Origin of the sequence: Streptococcus australis, from assembly GCF_015553625.1 — a bacterium.
In the GTDB taxonomy this organism is placed as follows: domain Bacteria; phylum Bacillota; class Bacilli; order Lactobacillales; family Streptococcaceae; genus Streptococcus; species Streptococcus australis_B.
Map to the genome: position 1 here is coordinate 40,355 of NZ_JADNGY010000001.1, position 24,891 is coordinate 65,245.

The 24,891-nt window shown below is 44.2% G+C and carries 18 protein-coding genes and 1 pseudogene; 11 read left to right on the forward strand and 8 right to left on the reverse strand.

What is annotated here, in order from left to right; all coding sequences use genetic code 11:
* The first annotated feature begins 46 nt into the window (after nt 1-46).
* The 5 genes from I2D56_RS00180 to hutG all read left to right on the forward strand — a co-directional run bounded on the left by I2D56_RS00180 (nt 47) and on the right by hutG (nt 6,507).
* A complete protein-coding gene (locus I2D56_RS00180) occupies nt 47-1,720 on the forward strand; it encodes a formate--tetrahydrofolate ligase (protein WP_195347707.1) in 1,674 nt (557 codons plus the stop codon).
* A 15-nt stretch (nt 1,721-1,735) separates the two neighbouring features.
* On the forward strand, nt 1,736-2,314 hold the full coding sequence (locus I2D56_RS00185; protein ID WP_129270067.1) for a HutD family protein: 579 nt from the start codon (nt 1,736-1,738) through the stop codon (nt 2,312-2,314).
* Nucleotides 2,315-2,334: 20 nt separating this feature from the next.
* Nucleotides 2,335-3,663: an APC family permease gene (locus I2D56_RS00190; RefSeq protein ID WP_048716383.1), complete on the forward strand. Its 1,329-nt coding sequence runs from the start codon at nt 2,335-2,337 to the stop codon at nt 3,661-3,663.
* A 228-nt stretch (nt 3,664-3,891) separates the two neighbouring features.
* The gene (gene hutH, locus I2D56_RS00195; RefSeq protein WP_048716381.1) at nt 3,892-5,433 is read left to right on the forward strand and encodes a histidine ammonia-lyase; all 1,542 of its coding nucleotides are present in this window, start codon (nt 3,892-3,894) and stop codon (nt 5,431-5,433) included.
* A gap of 87 nt (nt 5,434-5,520) precedes the next feature.
* Nucleotides 5,521-6,507, forward strand: a complete 987-nt coding sequence (hutG, locus tag I2D56_RS00200; RefSeq protein WP_048716377.1) for a formimidoylglutamase — start codon at nt 5,521-5,523, stop codon at nt 6,505-6,507.
* 102 nt (nt 6,508-6,609) lie between these two features.
* On the opposite strand, the gene I2D56_RS00205 is transcribed toward hutG, so the two are convergent.
* The 5 genes and pseudogenes from I2D56_RS00205 to I2D56_RS00230 form a co-directional block, all read right to left on the reverse strand.
* Entirely contained in the window at nt 6,610-9,546 is a 2,937-nt protein-coding gene (locus I2D56_RS00205) for an AAA family ATPase (RefSeq protein ID WP_195347708.1), read from the reverse strand.
* 132 nt (nt 9,547-9,678) lie between these two features.
* Nucleotides 9,679-10,554 carry a methylenetetrahydrofolate reductase [NAD(P)H] gene (gene metF, locus I2D56_RS00210; RefSeq protein WP_048716370.1) on the reverse strand — a complete coding sequence of 292 codons (876 nt, stop codon included), beginning with the start codon at nt 10,552-10,554 and terminating at the stop codon, nt 9,679-9,681.
* 71 nt (nt 10,555-10,625) lie between these two features.
* Complete coding sequence (metE, locus tag I2D56_RS00215; protein ID WP_129822445.1) at nt 10,626-12,875, reverse strand: 5-methyltetrahydropteroyltriglutamate--homocysteine S-methyltransferase; 2,250 nt, start codon at nt 12,873-12,875, stop codon at nt 10,626-10,628.
* 272 nt (nt 12,876-13,147) lie between these two features.
* Nucleotides 13,148-14,757: pseudogene (locus I2D56_RS00220) on the reverse strand (alpha-glucosidase).
* Between the two features lie 113 nt (nt 14,758-14,870).
* Nucleotides 14,871-15,911 (reverse strand): acyltransferase family protein, encoded by a 1,041-nt coding sequence (locus tag I2D56_RS00230; protein ID WP_195347710.1) that lies wholly within the window; start codon nt 15,909-15,911, stop codon nt 14,871-14,873.
* 120 nt (nt 15,912-16,031) lie between these two features.
* Between I2D56_RS00230 and pabB the strand changes: the two genes are divergently transcribed.
* From pabB to I2D56_RS00255, 5 genes are all read left to right on the forward strand, one after another.
* Nucleotides 16,032-17,759, forward strand: coding sequence for an aminodeoxychorismate synthase component I (gene pabB / locus I2D56_RS00235; RefSeq protein ID WP_123160589.1), 1,728 nt, complete (start codon nt 16,032-16,034; stop codon nt 17,757-17,759).
* Entirely contained in the window at nt 17,759-18,409 is a 651-nt protein-coding gene (locus I2D56_RS00240) for an alpha/beta fold hydrolase (RefSeq protein ID WP_123160590.1), read from the forward strand. Before pabB ends, I2D56_RS00240 begins: the two co-directional genes overlap by 1 nt.
* A 372-nt stretch (nt 18,410-18,781) precedes the next feature.
* Nucleotides 18,782-18,967, forward strand: a complete 186-nt coding sequence (locus I2D56_RS00245; protein WP_195347711.1) for a hypothetical protein — start codon at nt 18,782-18,784, stop codon at nt 18,965-18,967.
* A 12-nt stretch (nt 18,968-18,979) separates the two neighbouring features.
* Entirely contained in the window at nt 18,980-19,888 is a 909-nt protein-coding gene (locus tag I2D56_RS00250) for an ABC transporter ATP-binding protein (protein ID WP_195347712.1), read from the forward strand.
* 56 nt (nt 19,889-19,944) lie between these two features.
* Complete coding sequence (locus I2D56_RS00255) at nt 19,945-20,697, forward strand: ABC transporter permease (RefSeq protein ID WP_195347713.1); 753 nt, start codon at nt 19,945-19,947, stop codon at nt 20,695-20,697.
* Nucleotides 20,698-20,877: 180 nt separating this feature from the next.
* Here I2D56_RS00255 and I2D56_RS00260 read toward each other — a convergent pair whose 3' ends face one another.
* Nucleotides 20,878-21,759, reverse strand: coding sequence for a sensor histidine kinase (locus tag I2D56_RS00260; protein ID WP_195347714.1), 882 nt, complete (start codon nt 21,757-21,759; stop codon nt 20,878-20,880).
* On the reverse strand, nt 21,759-22,448 hold the full coding sequence (locus I2D56_RS00265) for a response regulator transcription factor (RefSeq protein ID WP_023024311.1): 690 nt from the start codon (nt 22,446-22,448) through the stop codon (nt 21,759-21,761). The genes I2D56_RS00260 and I2D56_RS00265 overlap by 1 nt, the downstream gene beginning before the upstream one ends.
* Before the next feature lie 203 nt (nt 22,449-22,651).
* Here I2D56_RS00265 and I2D56_RS00270 point away from each other — a divergent pair, with 203 nt between their 5' ends.
* Complete coding sequence (locus tag I2D56_RS00270) at nt 22,652-23,185, forward strand: hypothetical protein (RefSeq protein ID WP_195347715.1); 534 nt, start codon at nt 22,652-22,654, stop codon at nt 23,183-23,185.
* A gap of 125 nt (nt 23,186-23,310) precedes the next feature.
* Here the strand turns inward: I2D56_RS00270 and I2D56_RS00275 are convergent, their stop codons facing one another.
* Nucleotides 23,311-24,750 carry a 6-phospho-beta-glucosidase gene (locus tag I2D56_RS00275; protein WP_195347716.1) on the reverse strand — a complete coding sequence of 480 codons (1,440 nt, stop codon included), beginning with the start codon at nt 24,748-24,750 and terminating at the stop codon, nt 23,311-23,313.
* Between the last annotated feature and the right edge of the window lie 141 nt (nt 24,751-24,891).

A 24,891-nucleotide genomic window follows, 5' to 3' on the forward strand; every position in this document is an offset into this window, starting at 1 on the left:
CAATCAACTTTATAACTTTAATACCTACAAAGAAAGAAGGGATTCTATGGTTTTATCGGATATTGAAATTGCCAATTCTGTCCAAATGAAGCCCATCACGGAAATCGCTGCTGAACTTGGATTGACCGAAGAGGATATTTCACTCTACGGAAAGTACAAGGCAAAAATCGATAGCAATCAACTGGAACAACTAAAGGACAAGAAAGATGGAAAGCTGATCCTTGTGACAGCCATCTCTCCGACACCTGCTGGAGAAGGAAAGACAACCACCTCTGTTGGACTAGTGGATGCCCTCTCTGCTATTGGTGAAAAAGCGGTTATTGCCCTCCGCGAACCATCTCTTGGCCCTGTCTTTGGGATCAAGGGTGGTGCTGCTGGTGGTGGTTACGCCCAAGTCGTTCCAATGGAAGACATCAACCTTCACTTTACAGGTGACTTCCATGCCATTGGGATTGCCAACAACCTGCTTGCTGCCTTGATTGACAATCACATCCATCACGGCAATGAGTTAGGCATTGATTCTCGTCGCATCACCTGGAAACGGGTGGTCGATATGAATGATCGTCAACTCCGTCATATTGTCGATGGCCTCCAAGGAAAAACAAATGGGGTTCCTCGTGAAGATGGCTTTGATATCACAGTGGCTTCTGAAATCATGGCTATTCTCTGTCTCTCAGAAAATATCCTTGACCTCAAAGAACGCCTCGATCGCATCATCATTGGGTACAACTACCAAGGACAACCGGTCACAGCTAAAGAGCTCAAGGCTGGAGGCGCTATGGCAGCCGTCCTCAAAGATGCCATCCATCCCAACTTGGTGCAAACCTTGGAGCATACTCCTGCTATCATCCACGGTGGACCATTTGCCAATATTGCTCATGGCTGTAACAGTGTGCTGGCTACTAAACTAGCTCTCAAATATGCAGACTATGTCGTTACGGAAGCTGGTTTTGGAGCAGACTTAGGCGCTGAAAAATTCATTGATATCAAGTGCCGCATTGCCGGACTCAAACCTTCTGCCGTAGTCCTCGTTGCAACCATCCGTGCTCTCAAGATGCATGGTGGAGTTGCCAAAGCGGACTTGGCTACTGAAAATGTCCAAGCTGTTATCGATGGTCTGCCAAACCTCGACAAACACTTGGCCAACATCCAAGAAGTCTATGGCCTTCCTGTGGTCGTTGCCATTAACAAATTCCCACTGGATACAGAGGCAGAGCTAGAAGCTGTCTATGAATCTTGTAAGAAACGCAATGTAGATGTTGTCATTTCGGATGTCTGGGCACATGGTGGCGCTGGTGGACGCGACCTAGCTGAAAAAGTCATTCAACTAGCTCAAGAAGAAAACCACTTCTCTTATGTCTATGACGACGAAGACAGCATTGAAACGAAATTGACCAAGATTGTCACAAAAGTCTATGGTGGAAAAGGTATCAGCCTAACGCCAGCTGCTAAACGCGAACTCAAAGAATTGGAAGCTCTTGGCTTCTCAAACTACCCAATCTGTATGGCCAAAACGCAATATTCCTTCTCGGATGATGCCAAGAAGATCGGAGCACCGAAAGATTTCACTGTCAAAATCAGCAACCTTAAGGTGGCAGCAGGAGCTGGCTTTATCGTTGCGCTCACAGGAACGATCATGACCATGCCTGGCCTACCAAAAGTTCCAGCCAGTGAAAAGATTGATATCGACGCCCAAGGCAATATTACTGGTCTCTTTTAAGAAAGAGGAGGTCCTATGGTGACTATCCTTCATCTCACCCCCGCAGATTATCAGATTTCTACTTGGTCTGGTGGTCAAACCACCCAACTCTTCCTCTCTCCAAAAGAGGGAAGTTATCCAGATCGGACCTTTGACTTTCGCCTCTCTACTGCAACGGTGGAGGTTGAAAAAAGTGATTTTACTGATCTCACTGGCTACCACCGAATCTTGATGCCTCTGACTTCATCGATTACACTCACCCATCAACATAAAGAAGTTGTTTTGAAGCCATTTCAAAGCTACTTCTTTGACGGGGGAGATCCCGTATCTAGCCAAGGGACCTGTCAAGATTTTAATCTAATCTATAAACCTTCTTATCAGGGGCATATGAGTGCTATATCCCCAAAAGAAAGTGTCACGAGCCAGAGTCGCTATCAATTGATCTATGCTCTCTGTCCACTAACACTTGAATGGAAAAAGGGACAACTTTACTCCCTCAAAACTCACGAGCTCCTGTTTATCGAACAAGCATCTCCTCTTCAAGAGATGACAATTACGTTTTCACCCCTTCAGTCTGGGAAGCAACCGATTGCTATCTGGACTGCGCTAAGATAATGTTTTAAAGGAGAGACATTATGAACGGAGCACATAAACAGTCGATTGAGGAACAAGAAAAAGCGAAATTCAGCTTTAGCGGTGCCACTCTATACGGTATCAATGCCGTGATTGGGTCTGGTATCTTCCTCTTGCCCAAAAAGATATATTCTGGCCTCGGACCAGCTTCCCTGGCCGTCATGTTTGGAGTAGCTATTCTTGTCATGCTACTATCAGCCTGTCTGGCTGAAACGGCTGGCTACTTTGATAAAAACGGTGGAGCCATGCAATACTCAAAAGCAGCTTTCGGAGACTTTGTCGGCTTTAACGTCGGGATCCTCGGATGGGCCGTTACCGTTATCGCTTGGGCTGCTATGCTAGCTGGTTTTGCTAAGATCTTCATCATTACCTTCCCAGCATTCGAAGGCTACAACCTACAGATTAGTATCGTTATGTTGGTTCTCTTGAGTCTTATGAACATCGCCGGTCTGAAAACATCGAAAATGTTCACACTGACAGCTACTGTTGCAAAATTAATCCCAATTGTCCTCTTCTCACTCTTCGCCATCTTCTTTATTCCTGGTGGAGTAAGCAAGGGCAACTTCACACCTTTCCTTCAATTGGAAAGTGGATCAAATCTCTTTAGTGCTATTTCTAGTACCGCTGTTTACATCTTCTATGGATTTATCGGATTCGAAACCATGTCCATCGTTGCAGGGGAAATGCGTAACCCTGAAAAGAACGTTCCTCGTGCTATCTTGGGATCCATCAGTATCGTCTCAGTTCTCTACATGTTGATCATCGCTGGAACAATCGCTATGCTTGGTGGAGGCATTATGGGAACCGAGGCACCAGTACAAGACGCATTTGTTAAAATGATTGGCCCTATCGGTGCCCCTCTTGTCTCCTATGGTGCTCTCATTTCAATCGCCGGTCTCAACATCGGTGAATCCATTATGGTTCCTCGTTTCGGTGCTGCCCTAGCAGACGAAAAACTCTTGCCAGCAGAACTTGGAAAAACAAACTCCAAGAATGCTCCTGTCATTGCCATTATCATTTCCGGTTTCTTTGCATTCTTACTCTTGTTATCTGGATCTTTCGAATCCTTAGCAACTTTCAGTGTTGTTTTCCGTTTCTTCCAATATATTCCGACTGCTTTGGCAGCGCTCAAACTCAGAAAAATGTACCCAGAGAAAAAGGTTACCTTCCGAGTGCCATTCGGTCCAGTTATCCCAATTTTGGCTGTTGTCATCAGTATCTTGATGATTGCAGGGGATAATCTAATGAACTTTGTATGGGGAGCTATCGGTCTAGTAATCGCTAGTGGACTTTACTTTGTTTTCCACGGTGACAAACTAGCTAAAAAATAAAACAGTCCTCACCAATTCTATTTACACATTAGATGGGAACTTAGGAGGAGCAAAGCATTCCTTTGCTCCCTAGCCCATCTAAGAAGCCACGAATATCAAACCTGAGCTCTTTTCTCTAAGACTTCTTTCAATCCTTCTAAGAATCATAGACAATGGGCTCACGTTTGGTATTCAAACCGAAGTAAACAAATCTACTTCTACAGAACAATTCATAATCGGAGGTTTTATATGACTCAATTGATTCATTTAGATGGTAACAGCTTAACACTGGAAGAGGTCATCGCCGTCGCTCGGCACGGTGCCCAATGTGAGTTAGACGAAGCAGCCAAAGAAGCTGTTATCGCATCTCGTAAAATTGTTGATGATATCGTCCGTGAAAAACGTGTTGTCTATGGTGTGACCACTGGATTTGGCTCTCTCTGTAATGTCAGCATTTCTCCAGAAGATACTGTCCAACTGCAAGAAAACTTGATTCGTACCCACGCATCTGGTTTTGGTGATCCACTTCCAGAAGATGCCGTTCGTGCTATCATGCTCATCCGGATCAACTCGCTCTTAAAAGGCTATTCTGGCATTCGTCTGTCAACTGTTGAAAAACTATTAGAATTGCTTAACAAAGGAGTGACTCCTTATATTCCAGAAAAAGGATCACTCGGAGCTTCCGGAGACCTTGCCCCCCTTTCTCATATGGTGCTCCCAATGTTGGGACTTGGACACGCCTACTACAAAGGTCAACTCTTGAGCGGTCAAGAAGCTCTCGACCAAGCTGGTATTGAAAAGATCCAATTGGCTGCCAAAGAAGGGCTTGCTTTGATCAATGGTACGACTGTCCTAACCGGTATCGGCGCTCTTGCGACTTATGATGGTATCCAATTGCTCAAACTGTCTGACATTGCCGGTGCTCTTTCAATGGAAGTCCACAATGGTATTACCAGCCCATTTGAAGAAGACCTTCATACTATCCGTCCTCAAAGTGGACAATTGGCAACCGCTCGTAATATCCGTAACCTCCTTGAAGGAAGCAAAAACACAACTGTTGCGACCCAACAACGGGTACAAGATCCTTATACACTCCGTTGTATTCCTCAAATCCATGGAGCCAGCAAAGACTCTATTGCTTATGTAAAAACAAAAGTTGAAATCGAAATCAACTCTGTGACAGATAACCCAATCATCACCAAGGAAGGACACGTCATCTCCGGAGGTAACTTCCACGGTGAACCAATGGCACAACCATTTGACTTCTTGGGTATTGCCCTTTCTGAGATCGGAAACGTATCTGAACGTCGGGTGGAACGCTTGGTCAACAGCCAGCTTAGTAAATTGCCATCCTTCTTGGTCAAACACCCTGGCCTCAACTCAGGCTTCATGATTACGCAGTATGCTTGTGCTTCTCTTGCATCTGAAAACAAAATCTTGTCTCACCCAGCCAGCGTTGACTCTATCCCATCTTGTGAAAACCAAGAAGACTTCGTCAGCATGGGAACTACAGCAGCTCGTAAAGCAGCAGAAATCCTTAAGAATTCGCGCCGCATCGTTGCTACTGAAATTATGGCAGCCTGCCAAGCCTTGGATCTCAAACCAGAAAATCATGAACTTGGTAAAGGTACAAAACCAGCCTATGACATGATTCGCAGCAAGGTGGCCTTCATTGAATTTGACAAGGACATCGAAATCTTCGAAGAACTCAATAAAGCATCTGCTGTTGTCGAAAGTGAAGAATTCTTAGCAACCATCGAAAAAGCAGTTGACTTAAGCATTCAATACTGATACAGTAAGGATACAGCAGAAAAAGGCTGAGAAAATTTCTCAGCCTTTCCAATTCTAGCCAAATACCAACAAACGGAGGCATGTAACGTGCTTAGAGATTATTACCCAACGACTTACAGTTATTACCAAGGCAGTATTGAAGACAATCCTTATACAGCCAAATGGGGAATGCTGACGAAGTTTTTGGATTTGAATGATGAAACCTTGACTCCTTTTGAAGAAGTCACCTTTGGAATCCTTGGTTTTAAAAGCGATAAAGGAGTCTATATCAATAACGGTCGCGTCGGTGCTGTCGAAAGTCCTAATGCTATTCGCACCCAGCTCGCCAAACTTCCTTGGCACTGGGGCACCAACGTCACAGTTTTTGATGTCGGAAATATCGATGGCCCCAATCGTTCTCTTGAAGATTTGCAAGAGAGCCTCTCTCTAACTGTCAAACGGATGTTGGAGCTAAATATTCAACCAATCGTCCTCGGTGGAGGGCACGAAACGGCTTATGGTCACTACCTGGGCCTCAAATCCTCCTTGCAACCAGATGAACAATTGGCTGTCATAAACCTAGATGCTCACTTTGACCTGCGTCCTTACGACCAAACTGGTCCCAACTCTGGAACAGGATTTCGCCAAATGGCAGACCACGCAAAAGAAGAGAGCAAAGATTTCCCTTACTTGATTTTGGGCATCCAGGAACACAGCAACAACCTGTTCCTATTCAACTATGTGGCAAAAACACCAAGCATTGATTTCTTAACAGGACAAGATCTCTTCCGGATGAGCCACCAGGCCATTCTTGATCGGATTGATCAATTCTTAGAAAAACAGACAGCGGTCTACCTCTCTATCGATATGGACTGCTTTGCCGTTGGTTCTGCCCCTGGCGTCAGTGCCATCCAGTCACTTGGTGTGGATCCAAAACTAGCCCTAATGTTGCTCCAACACATTGCTGCTAGCGGCAAACTGATTGGATTTGATATTGTGGAAGTTTCCCCTCCTCATGATATTGACAACCACACCTCCAACCTGGCTGCAACCTTTATCTTTTACTTGACCCAAATCTTGTCCCAACAAAAATAAGATGCAAAACCTCTCTAACATACAAAAGGCTTATCAACATCCATCCCTTGGGTGTTGATAAGCCTTTTTTTATTCTTCCTTCGTGACACTTGATGAGCTATACTAGAGGACTTTTAATCTCTTGAGGAAGGGACGGTCTCTATACGGAGTCAGATGTTGCTCTGCCAGTTTCTTGTAGTAGCCCTTATCTTCTTTCAAGAAAGAGCTCAAAGCAGGAACCGGTTGCTCTCCTTGTTCCTTCTGGGCCGCCAAGAAGGCTAAGAGATAACAAACCATCCCCTTGTCTCGCGCATTCGTCGTTTGCTTCATGGTTCCTTCTTTACGAGCCAGATAAGTTGCCACCTTCTCTTGCTCGCCAAAATGACAGGCGATTAAGGATTGATAAAATTCGAGCAATTCTTCCTTCCAAGGGAAGCGAACGCCGGACAAAACCTTTTGAGCCCTGTCAAAATAGAAGCGGGCTTGGACCAAATCTCCCTTCCAATAGTAGGCAATCCCAAGATCAATTTCAAACACCACTCGGACTGAATCAACAGATTGATCTCCCACCAAGCGTAGGACCTCTTCCAAATGGGTGACAGCTACTTGAAAATGCCCTCTCACTTGCTCTATTTCAGCCAGGTAGGCTAAAGATGCTGCAATTTGAATGGCATACTTGGCCTGCATGCTATTGGTCAGACTAAAGCAATCAATGGAGCGATAGAGGTGGCGGGTTGCCTGCTCCTCATCCCCTACCATCAAATGGTACAAACCCTTCAAACGTAACTGAATCGCAATCGCTTCATGGTTGTTGGCCTGAATCGCATCTTCTAAAGCCAAATCTGTGTAATAGGCCATTTCAGAAATATTTTCTGTTTGAATGCAATAATAAATGATTTGCCGGTACCCTTCTAAAAGAAAGTCGAGCCGTTTGAGTTCCCGCGCATAGGAGATGACCTTTTGAATATCATGAATCCCCTTTTGGTACTCACCACTTCGAATGAAGTAGCGCCCCTCTAAATACAAGTAGCGCAGTTGCAAATACTTGTAGTCTCTATCTTTTTGGTGTCGTGAAAAAAGCTGATCCAGTTCTCGACGAAGACGAGAGAGTTCCCCAAAAATATCCAAATGGCTATTTTCACCATCTGATACTCCCCCTTCTTCTCCCTTGGAGTATATTGGGAATAGTTCATGTTCTAGCTGGAGGATTTCTTCCAAGTAGGTTAGCTCAAAGGATAGGGAACACAAGAGATTTTGGGACTGCTTGTATTGGTAAGCTATTTCCTTATAGAAGAGCAGGTCTGTCGAATCTTCTAAGGTTTCTTCCAGTTTTTGCGCGATTTGTTGATGGAAGAGACGCCGTCTGGCTGGTGACAGGAGTTGGTAGAAATACATGGCTACCAATTGCTTGCAAAATTGGACTAAGAGATCCTCCCCCTCCTCCACTATTGAGATGATTCCTCTTTGAGCTAAAGGATCTAATAATGCAGTTAAAACAGAAAGATCTGTAGCTGTCAAATCGGCCAAGATAGACATGGATATCGGCTTATGAAAACAAGACAAATAATGAAGAAGGGACTCCTCTTCACTGCTCAAGTCACCCAGCTCTTGAGACAGATAGGCTTGAATAATATCAGGTAAGGGCTCTAAACTTTCCTTCTCTTTCCACTCTTCTATATAGCTGGACAACAAGAAGGGACTACCTTCACTCCACTCCATCATTTGCTCGATCAGGGCTGGTTCTATCTGCCCCAGTTGCCCTTGTAAGAGTGATCGACTTTCACTCGGATCAAAATTGGTCAACTCTAGCTGGGACAACCGTCTCTCGACTTTTAAACTCCCAAAGAAGGTGACCAAGAATTCCGGCAAAGGCCCCTCAGCTGTAACAATCAGTTGCCATCTTTCCCCGCTACTTTTCTCCTCCAATTGCTTTACTTTATTGAATGAGGCCGCATCCATCCACTGAGCATTTTCAAGCAGAATCAGGAGAGGTTTTTCTTGGCTGAGTCTTTGAAGGTGCTTCCGGACAGCAGGGAGATTGTCCGCTTTTCCTAGAGGAGGAGCTTCCAAGCCCCCGCTCACTTTCTCTAGGGAAGCTTTGAGGTCGTCCCAGATCCCTCCTTCTTCTTGGCGACTGCCGACTTTGCCTTCCAGCTTGACAAAGCTAAAACTACGATTGGACAGCAAGACCAATTGACGCAATAAACGTTTTTTGCCTGTTCCAGATTGCCCCATGACCAAGAGAGGGCCAACCGCTTCCCCCTTCTCTACTAAGGATAGGTATTCTTCCAGTTGGGACAGTTCTTGTTTGCGACCAAAGAAAGGGAGTTCTCGGACATTCACACGATTGCTCTGTTTATGGGTTCGCTTAGCTTCCAAAACAGAATGATACAGTTCTTCTATCACTCGACTAGGACGAACATTCAGCTCACGATCCAATAAATCCACCAGCTTGTAATAGGTCTCAAAAAATTTCCCCAGCTGGTGATGAACTCTATAATACTCCATCAAGAGCTGGTAGTTCTTTTCTTCAAATTCATCCAGCTCTACTAAATGGTGGAGTAAGGACTCTATACCAGGGTCTCCCAGCCCCTCTTTGTCAATCTTTTGATAACAGCTTTCAATATAGAGTTGCTTATAAGCGCTCCGTTTACGGGAAGCCCACTGGTCAAAGTCCTCATCATCCTTGACGTAGAAGCCTTCCAGAAAATCTCCCTGATAAAGATGTAAATTGCTTATCGGATCCCTTTCAAAAAGCTGGACATCCAAAGAAAGATTCAGCTCAGAATTAAGGGCCAAGCTACTCCTACTTGGAGAAACAATGACATCTCCTTCAAAGATTTTATTAGCTTGGTAAACAGTATTCCGTAGATTTTTCCGAGCGACTTGGTTTTCCTTATCCCCCCAGAGAATACCCGCAATTTCATCACGGTTAACCTCACCCGATACAGCTAAGTAATAAAATAAAGCCTCCATCTTCGAGAAGGAGAAACGGATGTCTTTCTGTTGGAAAACAACCTTAGGGGGTCCAAATAACTTCAACGTGAGTTCTCTCTTCATTGCAAGCGCCTCCAAAATCTTCATATTAATACTATAAAAAAAAAGTTGCCATTTAGCAAGCGATTGGTCCAAGTAAAAAAGAGACTGAGAAAATTTTTTCTCAATCTCTACAATTCCTGCTTAGACTGTTGATTAAATCACTTCCAAGTTTGGTTGGTGTTCAAATAACGCTTTTGTTGCATGGTGGACATGATAGGCTACATCTTCATTGTTCATGGTGTAGAGATGGACACCGGCAACATCTTGTGTGACCAAATCAACGATTTGATCCACCGCATAGGCTAAACCAGCCGCACGAAGGGATTTTGGATCATGTTCATACTTATCCAGAATGGCTTTGAATTTCCGTGGGATATGAACATTTTCACAAGTCTTCAACAAGCGAAGGGCCTGGTTTCTGTTAAGAATTGGCATCACCCCTGCATGAATGGGAACATCAATTCCCGCCAAGGTACACTTATCTTGAAAATCGTAGAAACGCTCATTGTCAAAGAAAAGCTGAGTCACTAGGCTCGAACATCCAGCATCCACTTTCTTTTTCAGATTTTGAATATCTGAAATTTGGTTTGGCGAATCTGGGTGACCTTCTGGGTAACAAGCACCGATTACATCAAAGTGAGGAGCTTCTGTTTTAATAAATTCAATCAAGTCCGTTGCATAACGAAAGTCTTTTAAAGGCTCAATACCAGGAATAATATCACCACGAAGGGCCAAAATCCGATGAACCCCTACTTGATCTAATTCATGAAGGGTATCTGCTACTTTTTCCTTGCTTAGATAGATGGCAGGTAAGTGGGCAATGGTCGGAATAGACAATTCATTCTGAATATGATTGGCTAAAGCAACCGTCGTCTCTTTGATATTGTATTTATTATTGCTAGCTGTCACACTGATAAAGTGTGGAGCTAATTCCTGCATATTTTCCAAGGCACGTAAGAGCTTGGCATTGCCTACTTCAGGATTTGGAGGGAAAACCTCAAAGGAGAGCGACGGTGTTTGCTTAGTCATCAAATGTATTCCTTTCTTGATTGAGCAATTCTTTTTTTGCTATCGAGCAAGCTTAGGAATTTCTACTTGCTTTATAGCGCTTTACGAGCAGCTTTTGCCGCTTCTACAAGACGGATCAAGCTTTCTTTTGTTTCTTTAATTCCACGTGTTTTCAAACCACAGTCAGGGTTGATCCAAACTTTTCTGCTTGGTACTTTGGCAAGGATAGCTTCGATAGTGTGATCGATTTCGCCTTCGTTAGGCACACGAGGTGAGTGGATATCGTAAACCCCAGGTCCAACTTCTGTTTGGAAGTTTTTCGCTTTGAGTTCGTCCAAGATTTCAAGGTTTGAACGGCTTGCCTCAAATGAGATGACGTCTGCATCCATGTTGTCGATGGCTGGGATAATATCTGTAAATTCTGAGTAACACATGTGCGTGTGGATTTGTGTGTCTGGTGCTACTGTTGAATGTACCAAACGGAAGGCTGGAATAGCCCAGTCAAGGTAGTCTTCGTACCAGTCACTACGACGAAGTGGCAATTTCTCACGAAGAGCAGCCTCGTCGATTTGGATAATCTTCACGCCTGCAGCTTCAAGGTCAAGAACTTCATCCTTGATAGCAAGAGCGATTTGAAGAGTAGAATCCTTGATAGAGATGTCTTCACGTGGGAATGACCAGTTAAGGATGGTAACAGGTCCAGTCAACATCCCTTTAACAGGTTTGTCCGTACGGCTTTGTGCGTAGCTAGACCATTTAACAGTGATTGGGTTAAGACGAGTGACATCACCCCAGATGATTGGTGGTTTAACCCCGCGCATACCATATGATTGTACCCAACCATTCTTAGAGAAGAGGTAACCGGACAAGTTTTGACCGAAGTACTCAACCATGTCATTACGCTCGAATTCACCGTGTACAAGCACGTCAAATCCAACTTCTTCTTGCCATTTGATCCATTCGTCGATAGTTTCAGCAAGGAAGGCATCGTATTCTTCTTGTGACAATTCACCCTTACGGAAAGCCAAACGTTTCGCACGAACTTCCTTGGTTTGAGGGAATGAACCGATCGTTGTTGTTGGAAGGGCTGGAAGTTTGAAGGCATCTTCTTGGATAGCTTCACGTTCTGCAAAGGCTGGCAAACGAGTGTAGTCTGCATCAGTCAATCCAGCGATACGCGCACGAAGCTCCGCATTTGCTCCGACACGTTCTGTCGCAAAGAGTTCTTTGTTTGCTGCAAGAGCTTCTTCACCTTGACCATTGCGGATAGCATCCAAGTCACGAAGTTCTTCCAATTTTTCAACAGCAAAGGCAAAGTGATTCAAGATAGCTGGTTCAAAGTCTTCATTGGCAGTTGTAAATGGCACATGAAGCAGTGAGCATGAGCTAGTCAAAACGATGTTTTCAGCTGGTACTTGTTTCAAGATTTCCAAGCTTGCTTCGTAGTTGTTGCGCCAGATGTTCTTACCATTGACAATCCCTGCATAAAGAGTCTTGTCAGCTGGGAAGCCACCTTTAACGAGTTCAAGAGTTTTCTTCCCTTCAACGAAGTCCAAACCAATCGCATCTACTGGCAAATTCACAAGGTCAGCGTAGATGTCACGTACATCACCAAAGTAAGTTTGGATCAGAACCTCAAGACCTTTCTTGTCAGCCAAGAGCTTGTTGTAGAGGTTCAAGAAGAGCGCTTTTTCTTCAGCTGATAAATCTTTAACAAGAGCAGCTTCATCCAATTGAATACGAGTTGCACCAAGCTCAGCCAATTTAGCAAAAACATCTTGGTAAGCAGCCACTAAGCTATCAACGAAGTCTTCTGCCTTCACGCCTTCTTCGAAGTCTGATAATTGAAGGAAAGTGAATGGTCCAACCACAACTGGACGAGTGTCAAGACCCAAGTCTTTCGCTTCTTGGTACTCATCAAAAATCTTGTGACCAGCCAATTTGACTTCTGTTGTTTTTTCAAATTTTGGAACGATATAGTGGTAGTTAGTGTTGAACCATTTCTTCATTGGAAGAGCACGCACATCCCCTTTTTCTCCCTGGTAACCACGCGCCAAGGCGAAGTAGCGTTCAAGGTCAGACAAGTCCAAGTTTTGAACCGATGCAGGAACCACGTTGAAAAGGAAAGCAGCATCGAGGAAGTTGTCATAATGAGAAAAGTCATTTGATGGGATTTCAGTGATCCCTTTTTCTTTGACAATGTTCCAGTGTTTGGCACGCAATTCTTTTGCAGCGTCCAACAAATCTTCAGCTGTAATTTCGTTTCTAAAATATTTCTCAGTTGTAAATTTTAGTTCGCGGAATTCACCCAAACGAGGGAATCCGATGATTGTAGTTGACATGTTTTGTCCTCCAAAAATTCAAGTTGAGTCTATCTTATCAGAAGAAGCCCCTTCTGTATAATTGCTTTTCAATGGTTTATGGTATAGCCAGAAGCTATAACCTTATAGATCAAGGGTTTCCGCCTCTTGCCATTGACCAGAACTAATAGTCCTTATAAAAAATAACTATAAGGCTTCTACCAGACAGACTGAGCCTCCTCCCATTGGACAGACCTCGTCCCCTCTAAAACAAAAAAGAAGCTATCCGCTTCTTTTTTTGTAGAAACTTATGCTTAAGTTAGTTGCACACAAAAAGCATCCCAAGGTTCCAATACTTTTGTCTGTTTGACCTGCTCTACATTGGTATTGCTAATGAGGACCTCCTGATAGTCTTGCTTCAGTTCAAAGCTCTGAACTTGACTAGACAAATTGACCACAATCAAATAGCGTTGATTCCCATTTACTCGTTGTTAGGCAAAGACCTGGTCGACTGTATCCACTAGCTCAAAGTCTGCCGAGATCAACCAGTCTTGCTCCTTACGGAGGGCAACTAATTGTTGGTAGGTATAAAAAATGGATGAGGGATCAGCCAAAGCCGCTTCTACATTGATTTCCTGATAGTTTGGATTGACAGCTAGCCATGGGCGACCGGTTGTAAAACCAGCCTGTGGCAGCTTGGACCACTGCATAGGGGTTCGAGCATTGTCCCGGCCAATATGCCGGATCTGGTCCATAATGGTGTCGAGGTCTACTCCCTTTTCTAGGCTTTCCTTAGCGTAGTTAATAGATTCAATATCTTCGATTTCGTCTAGGCTCTTAAAAGGATAGTTGGTCATGCCAATCTCTTCCCCCTGGTAGATATAAGGTGTCCCTCTCATCAAATGAAGAAGAATGGCTAGGGCCTTAGCGGACTTCACCCGGTATACTTGGTCATCTCCCCAGGCAGAGACAATCCGAGGAAGGTCATGATTGTTCCAAAAGAGGGAGTTCCAGCCTTCATCCATGCCCAGTTCCGTCTGCCACTTGTAAAAGATTTCTTTCAATTTAGGAACATTGAGCTTCTTCGCATAGTGCCATTTGGGCTGACCCTCTTGGAAGAGAAGCCCAATGTGTTCAAATTGAAAGACCATCGATAATTCTTCATTGTCAGGACCAGAGTATTGCTTAGCAATCTCAGGTGTCGCTCCCCAGGTCTCCCCGACCGTCAACAAATCCTTATCTCCGAAGGTTGTTCGATTCATTTCTTTCAGATAGGGGTGGAGCATAGGACAATTGGCTACGATCTTCTGATCCGGAATTTTCCCAATCATGTCGATGACATCCATCCGAAAACCACCGATCCCCTTGTCAATCCAAAAATTCATCATGTCGTAAATCTTCTGCCGAAGGCTCTCATTTTCCCAATTCAGGTCCGGTTGCTTCTTACTAAAGAAGTGCAAATAATATACTGCTGGGAAGCTGGATCAAATTCCCAAGCTGAACCACTGAAGTTCGAGAGAAGATCATTGGGTTGGTCCCTCCAAATATAGTAGTCCCGCTCTGGATTGTTTGGATTTTCTTTCGCTTCGATAAACCAAGCATGCTCATCCGAGGTATGGTTGACAACCAAATCCATAATAATCTTAATATCGCGCTTTTGCCCTTCCGCAATCAGCTTCTCCATATCCTCCATGGTCCCAAAGATAGAAGCAATATCCTCATAATCAGATATGTCATAGCCATTATCATCCATAGGACTTTAGTAAACAGGAGACAGCCAAATGGCTGTAATGCCTAGTTTCTCCAAATAATCCAGCTTACTGATGATCCCCTTGAGGTCACCAATTCCATCCCCATTGCTATCTAAAAAACTCTTGGGATAGATTTGATAAATCACAGCATCATGCCACCTTTTTTTCTTCATGTACTTCTCCTTTTTGATTTTACTTGTAATCCCTTTCAACATAACCAAACTTGAAAGAAATTGCAACTCTTAGTAGCTCTATCAGTCTCCTTTAAAATAAAAAAGAAGTCACTTTAGAAAACTTCCTTTTTTAACCTTCTCATCCTCTTTTCATTTTGCCAATTGTGATAAGAGAGCATGGCCAACCCAAAGAGATGGCTTCCAAACAAGGCCACCACAAAAATCAGCTTGCCTCTGTCTGGATAGGAAAGTGGGAGATTGCTAAAACCATAGCGAGCCCACTCGATGAAGATTGGATGCGAAAAGTAAAGCGCCATACTCATCTGTTTTAAATACTGTAAGTCATAAGATTTTAAAAAGGACGATTTTAGGCAAGCATTGACCAAATAGACCGTCACAAAAGGAAGAAGAAAGAAAAAGTTCTTATCCATTCCTTCATGTTGAAAAATAACTACGCCTTCTAAACAGAGGAAACCAAAAGTCAGAGCAAGCTTTTGCCAACGGTGAACCCTAAAATTTTGTGAATGAAAATGATCAAACAGATAGTAACCCATATAGATAAAAATAGGCGTGTAAAAGAATCCATTTCGAGCAGTGAAAAATAAGTTGCTGTAGAGCTGGTAGCCCTTGAGAAGACTCGTGGTGTCTAGATAAGCCGAATAGGTCTCAACCAAGCCCCAGCAATAGAGGAGCAAGCTGATCACCCCCGCCCAAACCATGCCCAAGCGTTTGACCAGTTGATTGACCAAAAACAAACCTAGCAAAAAAGCTGGGATATACCAGAGTTGGTAACACATCCCCAAATAGACTAGAGCGATGAGGACGCCAGCTGGAAAGAGAGATACTGGGAGGTTGAGACTAGAAAAAAAGACCCAGGCATAGGGAAGATAGACACAACTCCAAAATAAATAGGTTTTTACGATTTTGACCAGATAGGCCTTCATTTTCCTTGCATCTCTTAGTGATGGCTTGAGGAAAAAGCTGGCACAGACGATAAAAAATGGCACCGCTAGCCGTCCAAGGATACTCTTGAGACCAAAATGCACCGACTCATAGGAAGTTAAGCGACCACTATGCACCAAAATCACTGCAATCGCAAAGAGGTATTGAAAAAGACTAATACTGGAAGTGTTATAGAGGGAATTCTTTTTCATGGTCCTACTCCTTCGCCAAATGCAGATTCTATGGTTATTTTAGCATGAAAGAGAGGACCAAGCAAGGAATCCTTGCCTCCTTATCTACCTTTTTTCCTCTATTTTTGATATACTCAAAGCATGCACAAACAAACGATTATTGATTTTAAAGAGCTTGGATTGCGACAGCTTTTCACCAAGCCCATAAGGGAATTAAAAACCAGAGACCTCGACCAAGTAGAGACTCTTCTGAGAGAGGCGGAAGCCTATCAGGAGGCTGGTTATTATGCCGTAGGCTATGTCAGTTATGAAGCCGCTCCTGCTTTTGAGAAAAAATTAGCCGTCCACCCAGCACCACTCATGGGAGAGTATCTCCTCTATTTCACCATTCATGAGGAGGTCGAGACCCTTCCTTTCCCAGAGGACTATGAGGCTGTGGACCTACCTGCCAATTGGAAGGAAGAGGTCGAGGCGCCTACCTATCAAGAAGCCATTGAGACCATCCAGCACCACATCCGTCAAGGAGACACCTACCAGGTCAACTATACCGTCCAGCTTTCTCAAGAGCTAGAGGCTGATCCTTTGGCCATCTATAATCGCTTAGTGGTAGAGCAAAAGGCCCATTACAATGCCTTTATCCAGCACGATGATGTGTCCATCCTCTCTATCAGCCCTGAACTCTTTTTTGAACAAGAAGATCGGCTATTGACCACGCGCCCCATGAAGGGGACGACTCGTCGTGGCCTCACCAACCAAGCCGATCTTGAAGAGGCAGCTTGGTTAGAAGCGGACCCCAAAAATCGAGCGGAAAATATGATGATTGTAGATCTCCTCCGCAATGATATGAACCGGATTTCGGAAATTGGAAGTGAGCAGGTGACCCGTCTCTGCCAAGTTGAGCAATACTCTACCGTTTGGCAGATGACGTCGACCATTAAAAGTCGCTTGCGCCCAGAGATCGACCTGGTTCAAACCTTCCAGGCCCTCTTTCCTTGTGGTTCGATTACAGGGGCACCGAAAATCTCTACTATGGAAATTATTCAAAAGACAGAGGTTGCTCCTCGCGGAGTCTACTGTGGAACGATTGGGATCCTTCTTCCAAAAGGGAAACGGATCTTCAATGTGGCTATCCGAACCCTTCAAATGCAAGGCACCAAAGCCATCTATGGCGTAGGAGGGGGCATCACTTGGGACAGCAAATGGAAATCCGAATACCAGGAAACTAAGCAAAAGTCTGCTGTTCTCTACCGTCAAGAGCCTCGATTTGATCTCTTGACAACTGGTCGTATCCACCAAGGAGAGTTGACCTTCCTGAAGCAACACTTGACCCGTTTGCGAGAGGCCAGCCGCTACTTTGCCTATCCTTATAATGAGCAAAAGCTCTTGAACAAACTTCAAGAAGAGCTCACTCATGTTGATTCTAGCCTTGACTATCGTTGTCGGATAGCCTTGCAGAAAAACGGAAACTTCCAACTGACGATTACGGAGCTAACAGACTTGCCAGCTAGCTATCTACAGGCTCAATTACGAGAACAAACTGCACCATTAAACCGACCTTTTACCTATTTTAAAACGAGCCAGAGAGACCATCTCATCCAGTCAGATCGGGAGCAGATCTACTATTTAGAAGACGGAACCTTACTAGAGACGACCATCGGCAACCTCATTCTAGAGATCGACGGCCAACTCTACACTCCTCCAGCTCATCTCCCTCTCCTCGAAGGGATCTACCGCCGCCATCTATTGGAAACTGGACAAGTAGAGGAAAAACGATTGACACTGAAGGATTTAGAAGTTGCTGACAGAGTCTATGCCTGCAATGCCCTTCGTGGACTTTATCCACTCGATTTTACAAGAAAGAACCCATAATGAAACTTGTTTTTTTACATGGCCTAGGCCAGGATGCTCATTCTTGGCAAAGTGTTCAAGATGCACTTTCCCCCTTGCCTTCTGACTCTTTCGCTATTTTCTCTTATCCAAGCGAAAGCTACCAGGAGGCCAAAGAAAGACTGACGGAGTGTCTCCAACAAGAAAGCGAGCCCTTTATTCTGGTTGGACTCTCACTGGGTGGCGTTCTCGCTCTTGAACTCTCCAGCCAAGACTTACCACACCTCAAGGGCTTGGTGCTCTCAGGGACACAATACAAACTCAAGACCAATCTCCTCTATCGGCTCCAGATCCTCCTCTTTCGTCTGCTTCCCAAACAGGTCTTTGAAAAGCAGGGGGCCAACAAACAGCACATGTTGCAAATCTTGACCGAGTTAAAAAGTCTTAATCTAACCAATACTGCTAAAACTTGTCAGCTCCCTAGCTTAGTGATTTGTGGCAGCAAAGATTGGGCCAATCAAGCTTCTTCGAAAAAGTTGGCAAATCTCCTGCCCAAAGGGCACTATCAAGAAATCGCAGATGGAGGCCATCTACTCAATACTCAGAAACCCAATGAACTGGCACAAGTCATCAAGGAGTTTGTTGGTGAATTTAAAAATGAAGAGGCTAGCTTAAAAAACAGTTCCTCTTAATGTAGATAAAGTATTTTTTCATGTTACATAACTTAAAAAATCAAGATATTTAAAGAAATGTTTATTTTCTAAAGTTACTCATGAATACCTTGAGGCTTTCCACCGTGAGAAAAGTCCTTGAAATAGTGATATTTCAAGGACTCGGGAGTTTTGAAACTTTAGGTTCAAAACTAAGTCATGGAACTTCTTCGAAGTTCGCTGACGTCCGTACTCACTTAAGAAAAGCCTCTAGAAAACTTAAACTACAAGTAACGACTAACTTTTAAAAGGTTAGTCGTTTTTTTAGAAATATTTTAGAATTACTTGATAGTTATTTGAAAAGCAAGCTGTATACTAAGAGTGTAAAGAAAATAACCAAGAAGGAGTTCTCTTATGAAAAAGAAACTAATGGTTGTCGCTATCGCCTCTATCATTGCTCTTAGCGTCTGGAGCCTCGTACATAACGATTTTAACTTTGAGGTCACATTCAACGATAGTCAAACAAATTTTATAGAGCATAGCTACGAGCATGAAGCCTACGGAATCGTTTTCGATTTGCTAGAAAATAAGCTGTACTAAGGAGAAGAAACCATGGAAAAAGTATTAGAAATTTCCCATTTGAGTAAAAAATTTGGTCAACAATACGCCTTAAACGATGTGAATCTGAGCATTCGCAAAGGTGATGTCTACGGCCTGATCGGTAAGAACGGAGCTGGGAAAACCACCCTCATCAAGGTCATCACCCAGCTGATTCAGGAAACCGACGGAAGCGTCTCCCTCTTTGCTTCTACAAATCGCTCCCAGTGGACCCAAGCCCTGAAACGTGTCGGATCCGTCATTGAGAGTCCCGTGGCACACAAACATATGACTGCCTATCAAAACTTAGTCTACTATTGCAAGGCTCGCCATATCCCAAACCCCGACCAGGTCATCAAAGAAACCCTGAACTATGTCGGCCTGAACAATACTGGTAAGAAGAAATTCCGTGATTTTTCACTGGGAATGAAACAACGGTTGGGAATTGCCATTGCGCTCATTGCCAAACCCGACTTCCTCATTCTGGACGAACCCATCAATGGTCTTGATCCGGTCGGAATCAAGGAATTTCGTCAGATGATCAAGCGCCTCAATGATGAACTCGGCATGACCATCCTCATTTCCAGTCATATCCTCTCTGAACTCTATCTGGTTGCTAATCGCTTTGGCATTGTCGACCAAGGACGCCTGATCAAAGAAATTAGCAAGGCCGAATTCGAGGAGCAAGGCGAAGACTATATCATCCTCAAGACCAATCAACTAGCCCTCGCGAGTCAACTGATCCAGGATCAACTCCATCATCGCATCAAGGTCATCGATAAGGATGGAGAAATCCATATCTTTGGCCAGACTCACGATATTAAAGTCATCGTCAAAGCCCTCGTTCAAGCGGATATTGACGTGGACGAAATCTACTATGCCCGCCAAGATCTAGAAAAATTCTTTACAGAATTGGTAGACTAGTCCAAATACCATCTTCCTGTATAACCTATCCACACATTTCATTTAGGAGATTTATCATGTTGCATACCATTCAAGCAGATTTTTATAGACTTTTTCGCTCCAAAGGTTTTTGGATTACAGAAGCCATTCTCGTTCTCAATATCCTGTCTGGAGTCATCTTCGGAGCTACCGGCCACGTCGGTGTCAATACGGAATCCAAATTACCCCAAGCGACAGAAATTTGGACAGGATTTAAAGCCTTGACCAACTACTCCTCCAGCATCAGTGTGACCATCCTCTTTACCATTATTGTCATCACCCTGGTCCTGGGAACAGATTTAACACAAAACTTATACAAGAATAGCCTGGCCTATGGCGTTTCTCGCACCAGCTACTACTTTGCCAAAAGTGCCGTTGTCTTGACCATTGCTCTTTTCCAATTCCTCGTTTCTTATGGTCTCGTCTTCTTGATTGCGACCCTCTACAATGGACTTGGCACCATGCCAGAGCACTTCTTCTCTCATTTTGGCTTGACCCTTCTGATTCAGTTCCTCTCCACCTTGGCTTGGGTCAGCATCATTTCCTTCCTCCTTTACGCCAGCCAATCCATCACCTTGGCTTTCGTTGGCTACTTCGTTGGAAATATCTTCTTAAGCCTTCCTGCGCTCTTCTTTAAAGACATCGACATTTTACACTATCTAAACTTGGAATTCCAATATTCCATGGTCCAAAGTACGACAGCAACCAACAATACCCTCTCTATCGCCCTTGGATTCATCCTTGTTTTCGGATTCCTAGGACTAGCTACCTTTAAACACAAAGATTTATAAAAACAAAGAGGCTGGGACAAAAGTCCTAGCCTCTCAATTGTCTTTGGATTGTCGAGCAAGACGCAGTGGTTGAGTGGGATCTACTACGCTGATTTCATCAGCTTTTACAGCCCTACTCAACTGTAAGGAGGTGGGACGACGAAATCGAATTCTAACGAATGACCGATTTCTGCCCCACTCTCATTTTTTTAATGTAATGGTTAAGATAAACCAGTCTGCCTCAGTTGCCAGTTGTAAGTCTCCTCCTAAGATCTCTACAAAATTTTGAATGATGTAGAGGCCCAAACCAGAAGACTCTTCTGTGTCCGATAGATTTTCCGAATAGAATCGACTAGCCAGTTGGTCTAAGTGTTGAATCGGCTGTTGCACAATATTTCGCAGTTCGACCTGAATCGTCTCCTCATCAGAAATCAAGGTCAAACGGGCCTGCTCCTTTCCATGCTTGAGGACATTGCTGAGCATATTTTGCAAGAGGCGCTCCCAAAGCTCAGGATCGGTGGCATAATGGAGATGCTCTTCTAGCTCCACCTCTAGTGCAATACCCGCCTCGGACAAGCTATCATAATACTGGAACAACTGCTGGGTTAGGACTTGGCTGAGATTAACGTCTGAAAGCCGAGGCTGAATGGCACCCTCCATCAAGCGTCTGTATTCCAAGAGTGATTCCAAGCGTTTTGAGACGACTTGAAGATTGGAAGCAATTTTTTTCAGTTTTTCCTCTTCTTGCGTCCCACCCTTGATGATTTGTTGGGTATAACCAGACGCAATGGTCAAAGGCGTCCGAATATCGTGAGCAATATTACTGATGGCCATATCCAAGGTTTTCTTCTCTTGAAAGGCAATCCGATTGGTCCGCTCGATCTGGTCAAAGAGCTCACTGACCTGTTTGGTCAAGGCGACCAATTCTTTATTTGAAACACGTGACGTCAACCGTACCCCACTCCCATTTTGGAGCTTCTTTTGAATCTGCTCCTGCAAATCTCTTAAGGCAGAAAGCAGGCGAACGTAGCCCAGTCCCAAGAGAAGGACAAGGAAGACTAGAACTAGAACGACTCCCCACATTACTTGTCTCCTTTCAAGCGAACACCCAAGCCCCAGACGGTTTCAATGTAATCCTCATTAGGATCGAGTTGGGCAATTTTCTTTCGGAGATTGCTCAATTGGGCATTGAGCGTATTGTCTCCAGGCAGATAGACTTCTTCCCAGACTGCCTCATACAATTCTTCTTTGGTGAAAATCTTCTTTGGATGCGCCAATAAAGTTTCAAAAATTTGAAATTCCTTTTTACCTAAGCGAAGCGTTTTTTCTCCAGACTCCAGTTCAAAGGTTTCTGGGTTCAGAACCAGATTTTTAAAAGTCAGCTTTTTCGATGATGGAGCTTCCTGTGCCGGAGTGAGGTTATTTCTCAGTTGCACCGTCACCCGAGCCGCCACCTCATCCAGATTAAAGGGCTTGACGATATAATCATTGGCACCTGCAAGGAGATACTGGCTAATGAGGTGTTTATCACCAAGAGCTGTCATCATGATGACCGGTACCTGACTCTGCAAACGGATTTCCTCAAGGACCTGATCCCCATTTTTCCCAGGGAGCATGATATCGAGAAGGACCAAATCAATGCTTTCTTGCTGGAAGAGTCGTAGCCCTTCTGTACCTGAAAAAGCCTGAAGCACCTCATGGTCTTCGCTTAAGAGACTATACAAAATTTCTTGGATATCATTATTATCTTCAATTAATAAGATGCGTGCCACTTGCCTCACTCCTCTTTTCTATGCTTACGAAATCATTTCTATTCCCCTAGCCTATCAAATAAAGGGACCTTCGTCAATGAAAATCTGATAAAATCCTATAGTCCCCAGGTAGAGCTGCATGGTAGGTCATCACAAGATGAACTTGACTATCCTTTCTTTCAAAGGGTATAATAGGACCAATGACACAATAGGGAGAATCATCTATGAAAAAAAATGCCAAAACTCAAATCAGCCTTGTATCCATTCTCGTCATCCTGGGCGTTGGTGCAAGAATGATGCGAATCATCCACCGCCAGCAAATCAGGGAGCAAAACAGACAAACCGTCCAAACGACTAAAAAGGTTGCAGAGTTTCAGAAAACACTAGACGAGGAAGAAACCAAGAAACGGAACGAAACCTTCAACAAGATTTTTAATGAATCCCTAGTTCAGAAAAATTTTGAAAATTGGCAAAAAGTCGATGAACTTCATGGTTTGGGACAAAGAACTGGGCAATTTTATATCTATAACTTTGAAAAAAAAGAAGAGATTCTCTTAGAGAATACAGATCAAGCATTTGTTCTGCCGATTCGAGACAAGAGTAATAACGTCACATTTCAGGCTATCTTTGCCCACAAGGACGGTCAGTGGCACATCATGAAACCAGACGGAAGTTCTCAGTTGCAACTAGGAGAAGCCAGCATTTCCGCTGAATCTAAGTTTGTCATCGAAAACAATGTCTTAGACTACGACCAGTAAATCAATAAGGACTTGCCTTAACGACATACAAAAAGCTTAGGACCCCAGCTTTGGTTGGGATTCTAAGCTTTTTAGTTTGCTGTCAGAGAGTCATCCAGAAGATGGTTTAGCTCTAGAGGAGACTTTTACTCAACAGAAGCCCCATTGGTCGCAATGACCTCTTTGTACCAATAGAAGGATTTCTTACGCGAACGGGCTAAGGTTCCCTTGCCTTCGTTGTCCCGGTCAACATAAATAAAGCCGTAGCGCTTCTTCATTTCTCCTGTCCCAGCAGAGACCAGGTCAATACAACCCCAAGTCGTATAGCCCCAGAGGACGACGCCGTCTTCATGGATGGCATCTCGCATAGCCTTGATGTGGGCAGCCAGGTAGGCAATCCGATAATCATCCTCGATTTCCCCCGCTTCATTAGGTGTATCAACTGCCCCTAATCCATTTTCCACGATAAACATAGGCTTTTGATAACGATCCCAGATGGTATTGAGGGTAATGCGGAGACCCAGAGGGTCAATCTGCCAACCCCATTCTGAACTTTCTAGGTAGGGATTCTTCAGAGAGGCAAAAATATTGCCCGCTGTTTTCTCCCTTTCAGCTGGATCGCCTGAAGCGACCCGACTGGCATAGTAGGAGAAGGAAATAAAGTCCACTGTATAGTCTTTTAATAATTGAAGGTCCTGCTCGGTCATCTCAACCGTGATTCCCTGACGTTCCCACTCTTTCTTAGCATAGTTAGGGTATTCCCCACGCGCCTGCACATCGATGAAGAAGTAGTTCTTGCGGTCTTCTTCTAGACCAGCCCAGACATCTCGCGGAGCACAGGTATGGGGATAGTTTTGCCCAGCTGCCAGCATACAGCCGACCTTGTTGTTCGGGTCAATTTCATGGGCAAGCTTGGTGGCAATGGCTGAAGCGACCAACTCATGGTGAGCCGCCTGGTATTTGACTTGATCCTCATTCTCCCCTTCTTCAAAGCAAAGGCCCGCTCCCATAAAAGGCGCATGAAGGATCATATTGATTTCATTGAAGGTCAGCCAGTAGTTGACCAAGCCCTTATAGCGAGTGAAGAGGGTTCGGCAGAGACGTTCATAACATTCCAACATCTTGCGACTACGCCAGCCTCCATACTCGGTAATCAAATGCATGGGACAGTCAAAGTGGGTAATGGTCACCAAGGGCTCAATGCCATACTTGTGGCACTCCTTAAAGAGGTCTTCATAAAATTGGAGACCTGCTTCGTTTGGCTCCAGTTCATCCCCTTGTGTGAAGATCCGTGACCAAGCAATAGAAAGTCGATAAGTTTTAAAGCCCATTTCCCCAAAAAGGGCAATGTCTTCCTTGTAGCGGTGGTACATATCAATGCCATCTTTAGCCGGATAAAAATAGCCCTCTTCAAAGTCGAACATCTTTTTCTGACCCGTAATAATCGCGTGACGATCAGGCCCAATCGGTACCACATCCACATTGGCCAAGCCACGGCCATCTTCATTATAAGCTCCTTCACACTGGTTGGCAGCCGTTGCCCCACCCCAAAGGAAACCATCTGGAAATTGTAGTTTGTCAGTCATATTCCTACCTCGCTTTCATCCTAATATCTATTATATCCCTGTCTAATCCGAAAGTCTTACAGCATCCTAGGAAAAAATGATACTATCCTAAGATTATTTCTATTCAAGCGCGACATAAAAAGACCGGATGACTCCGATCTT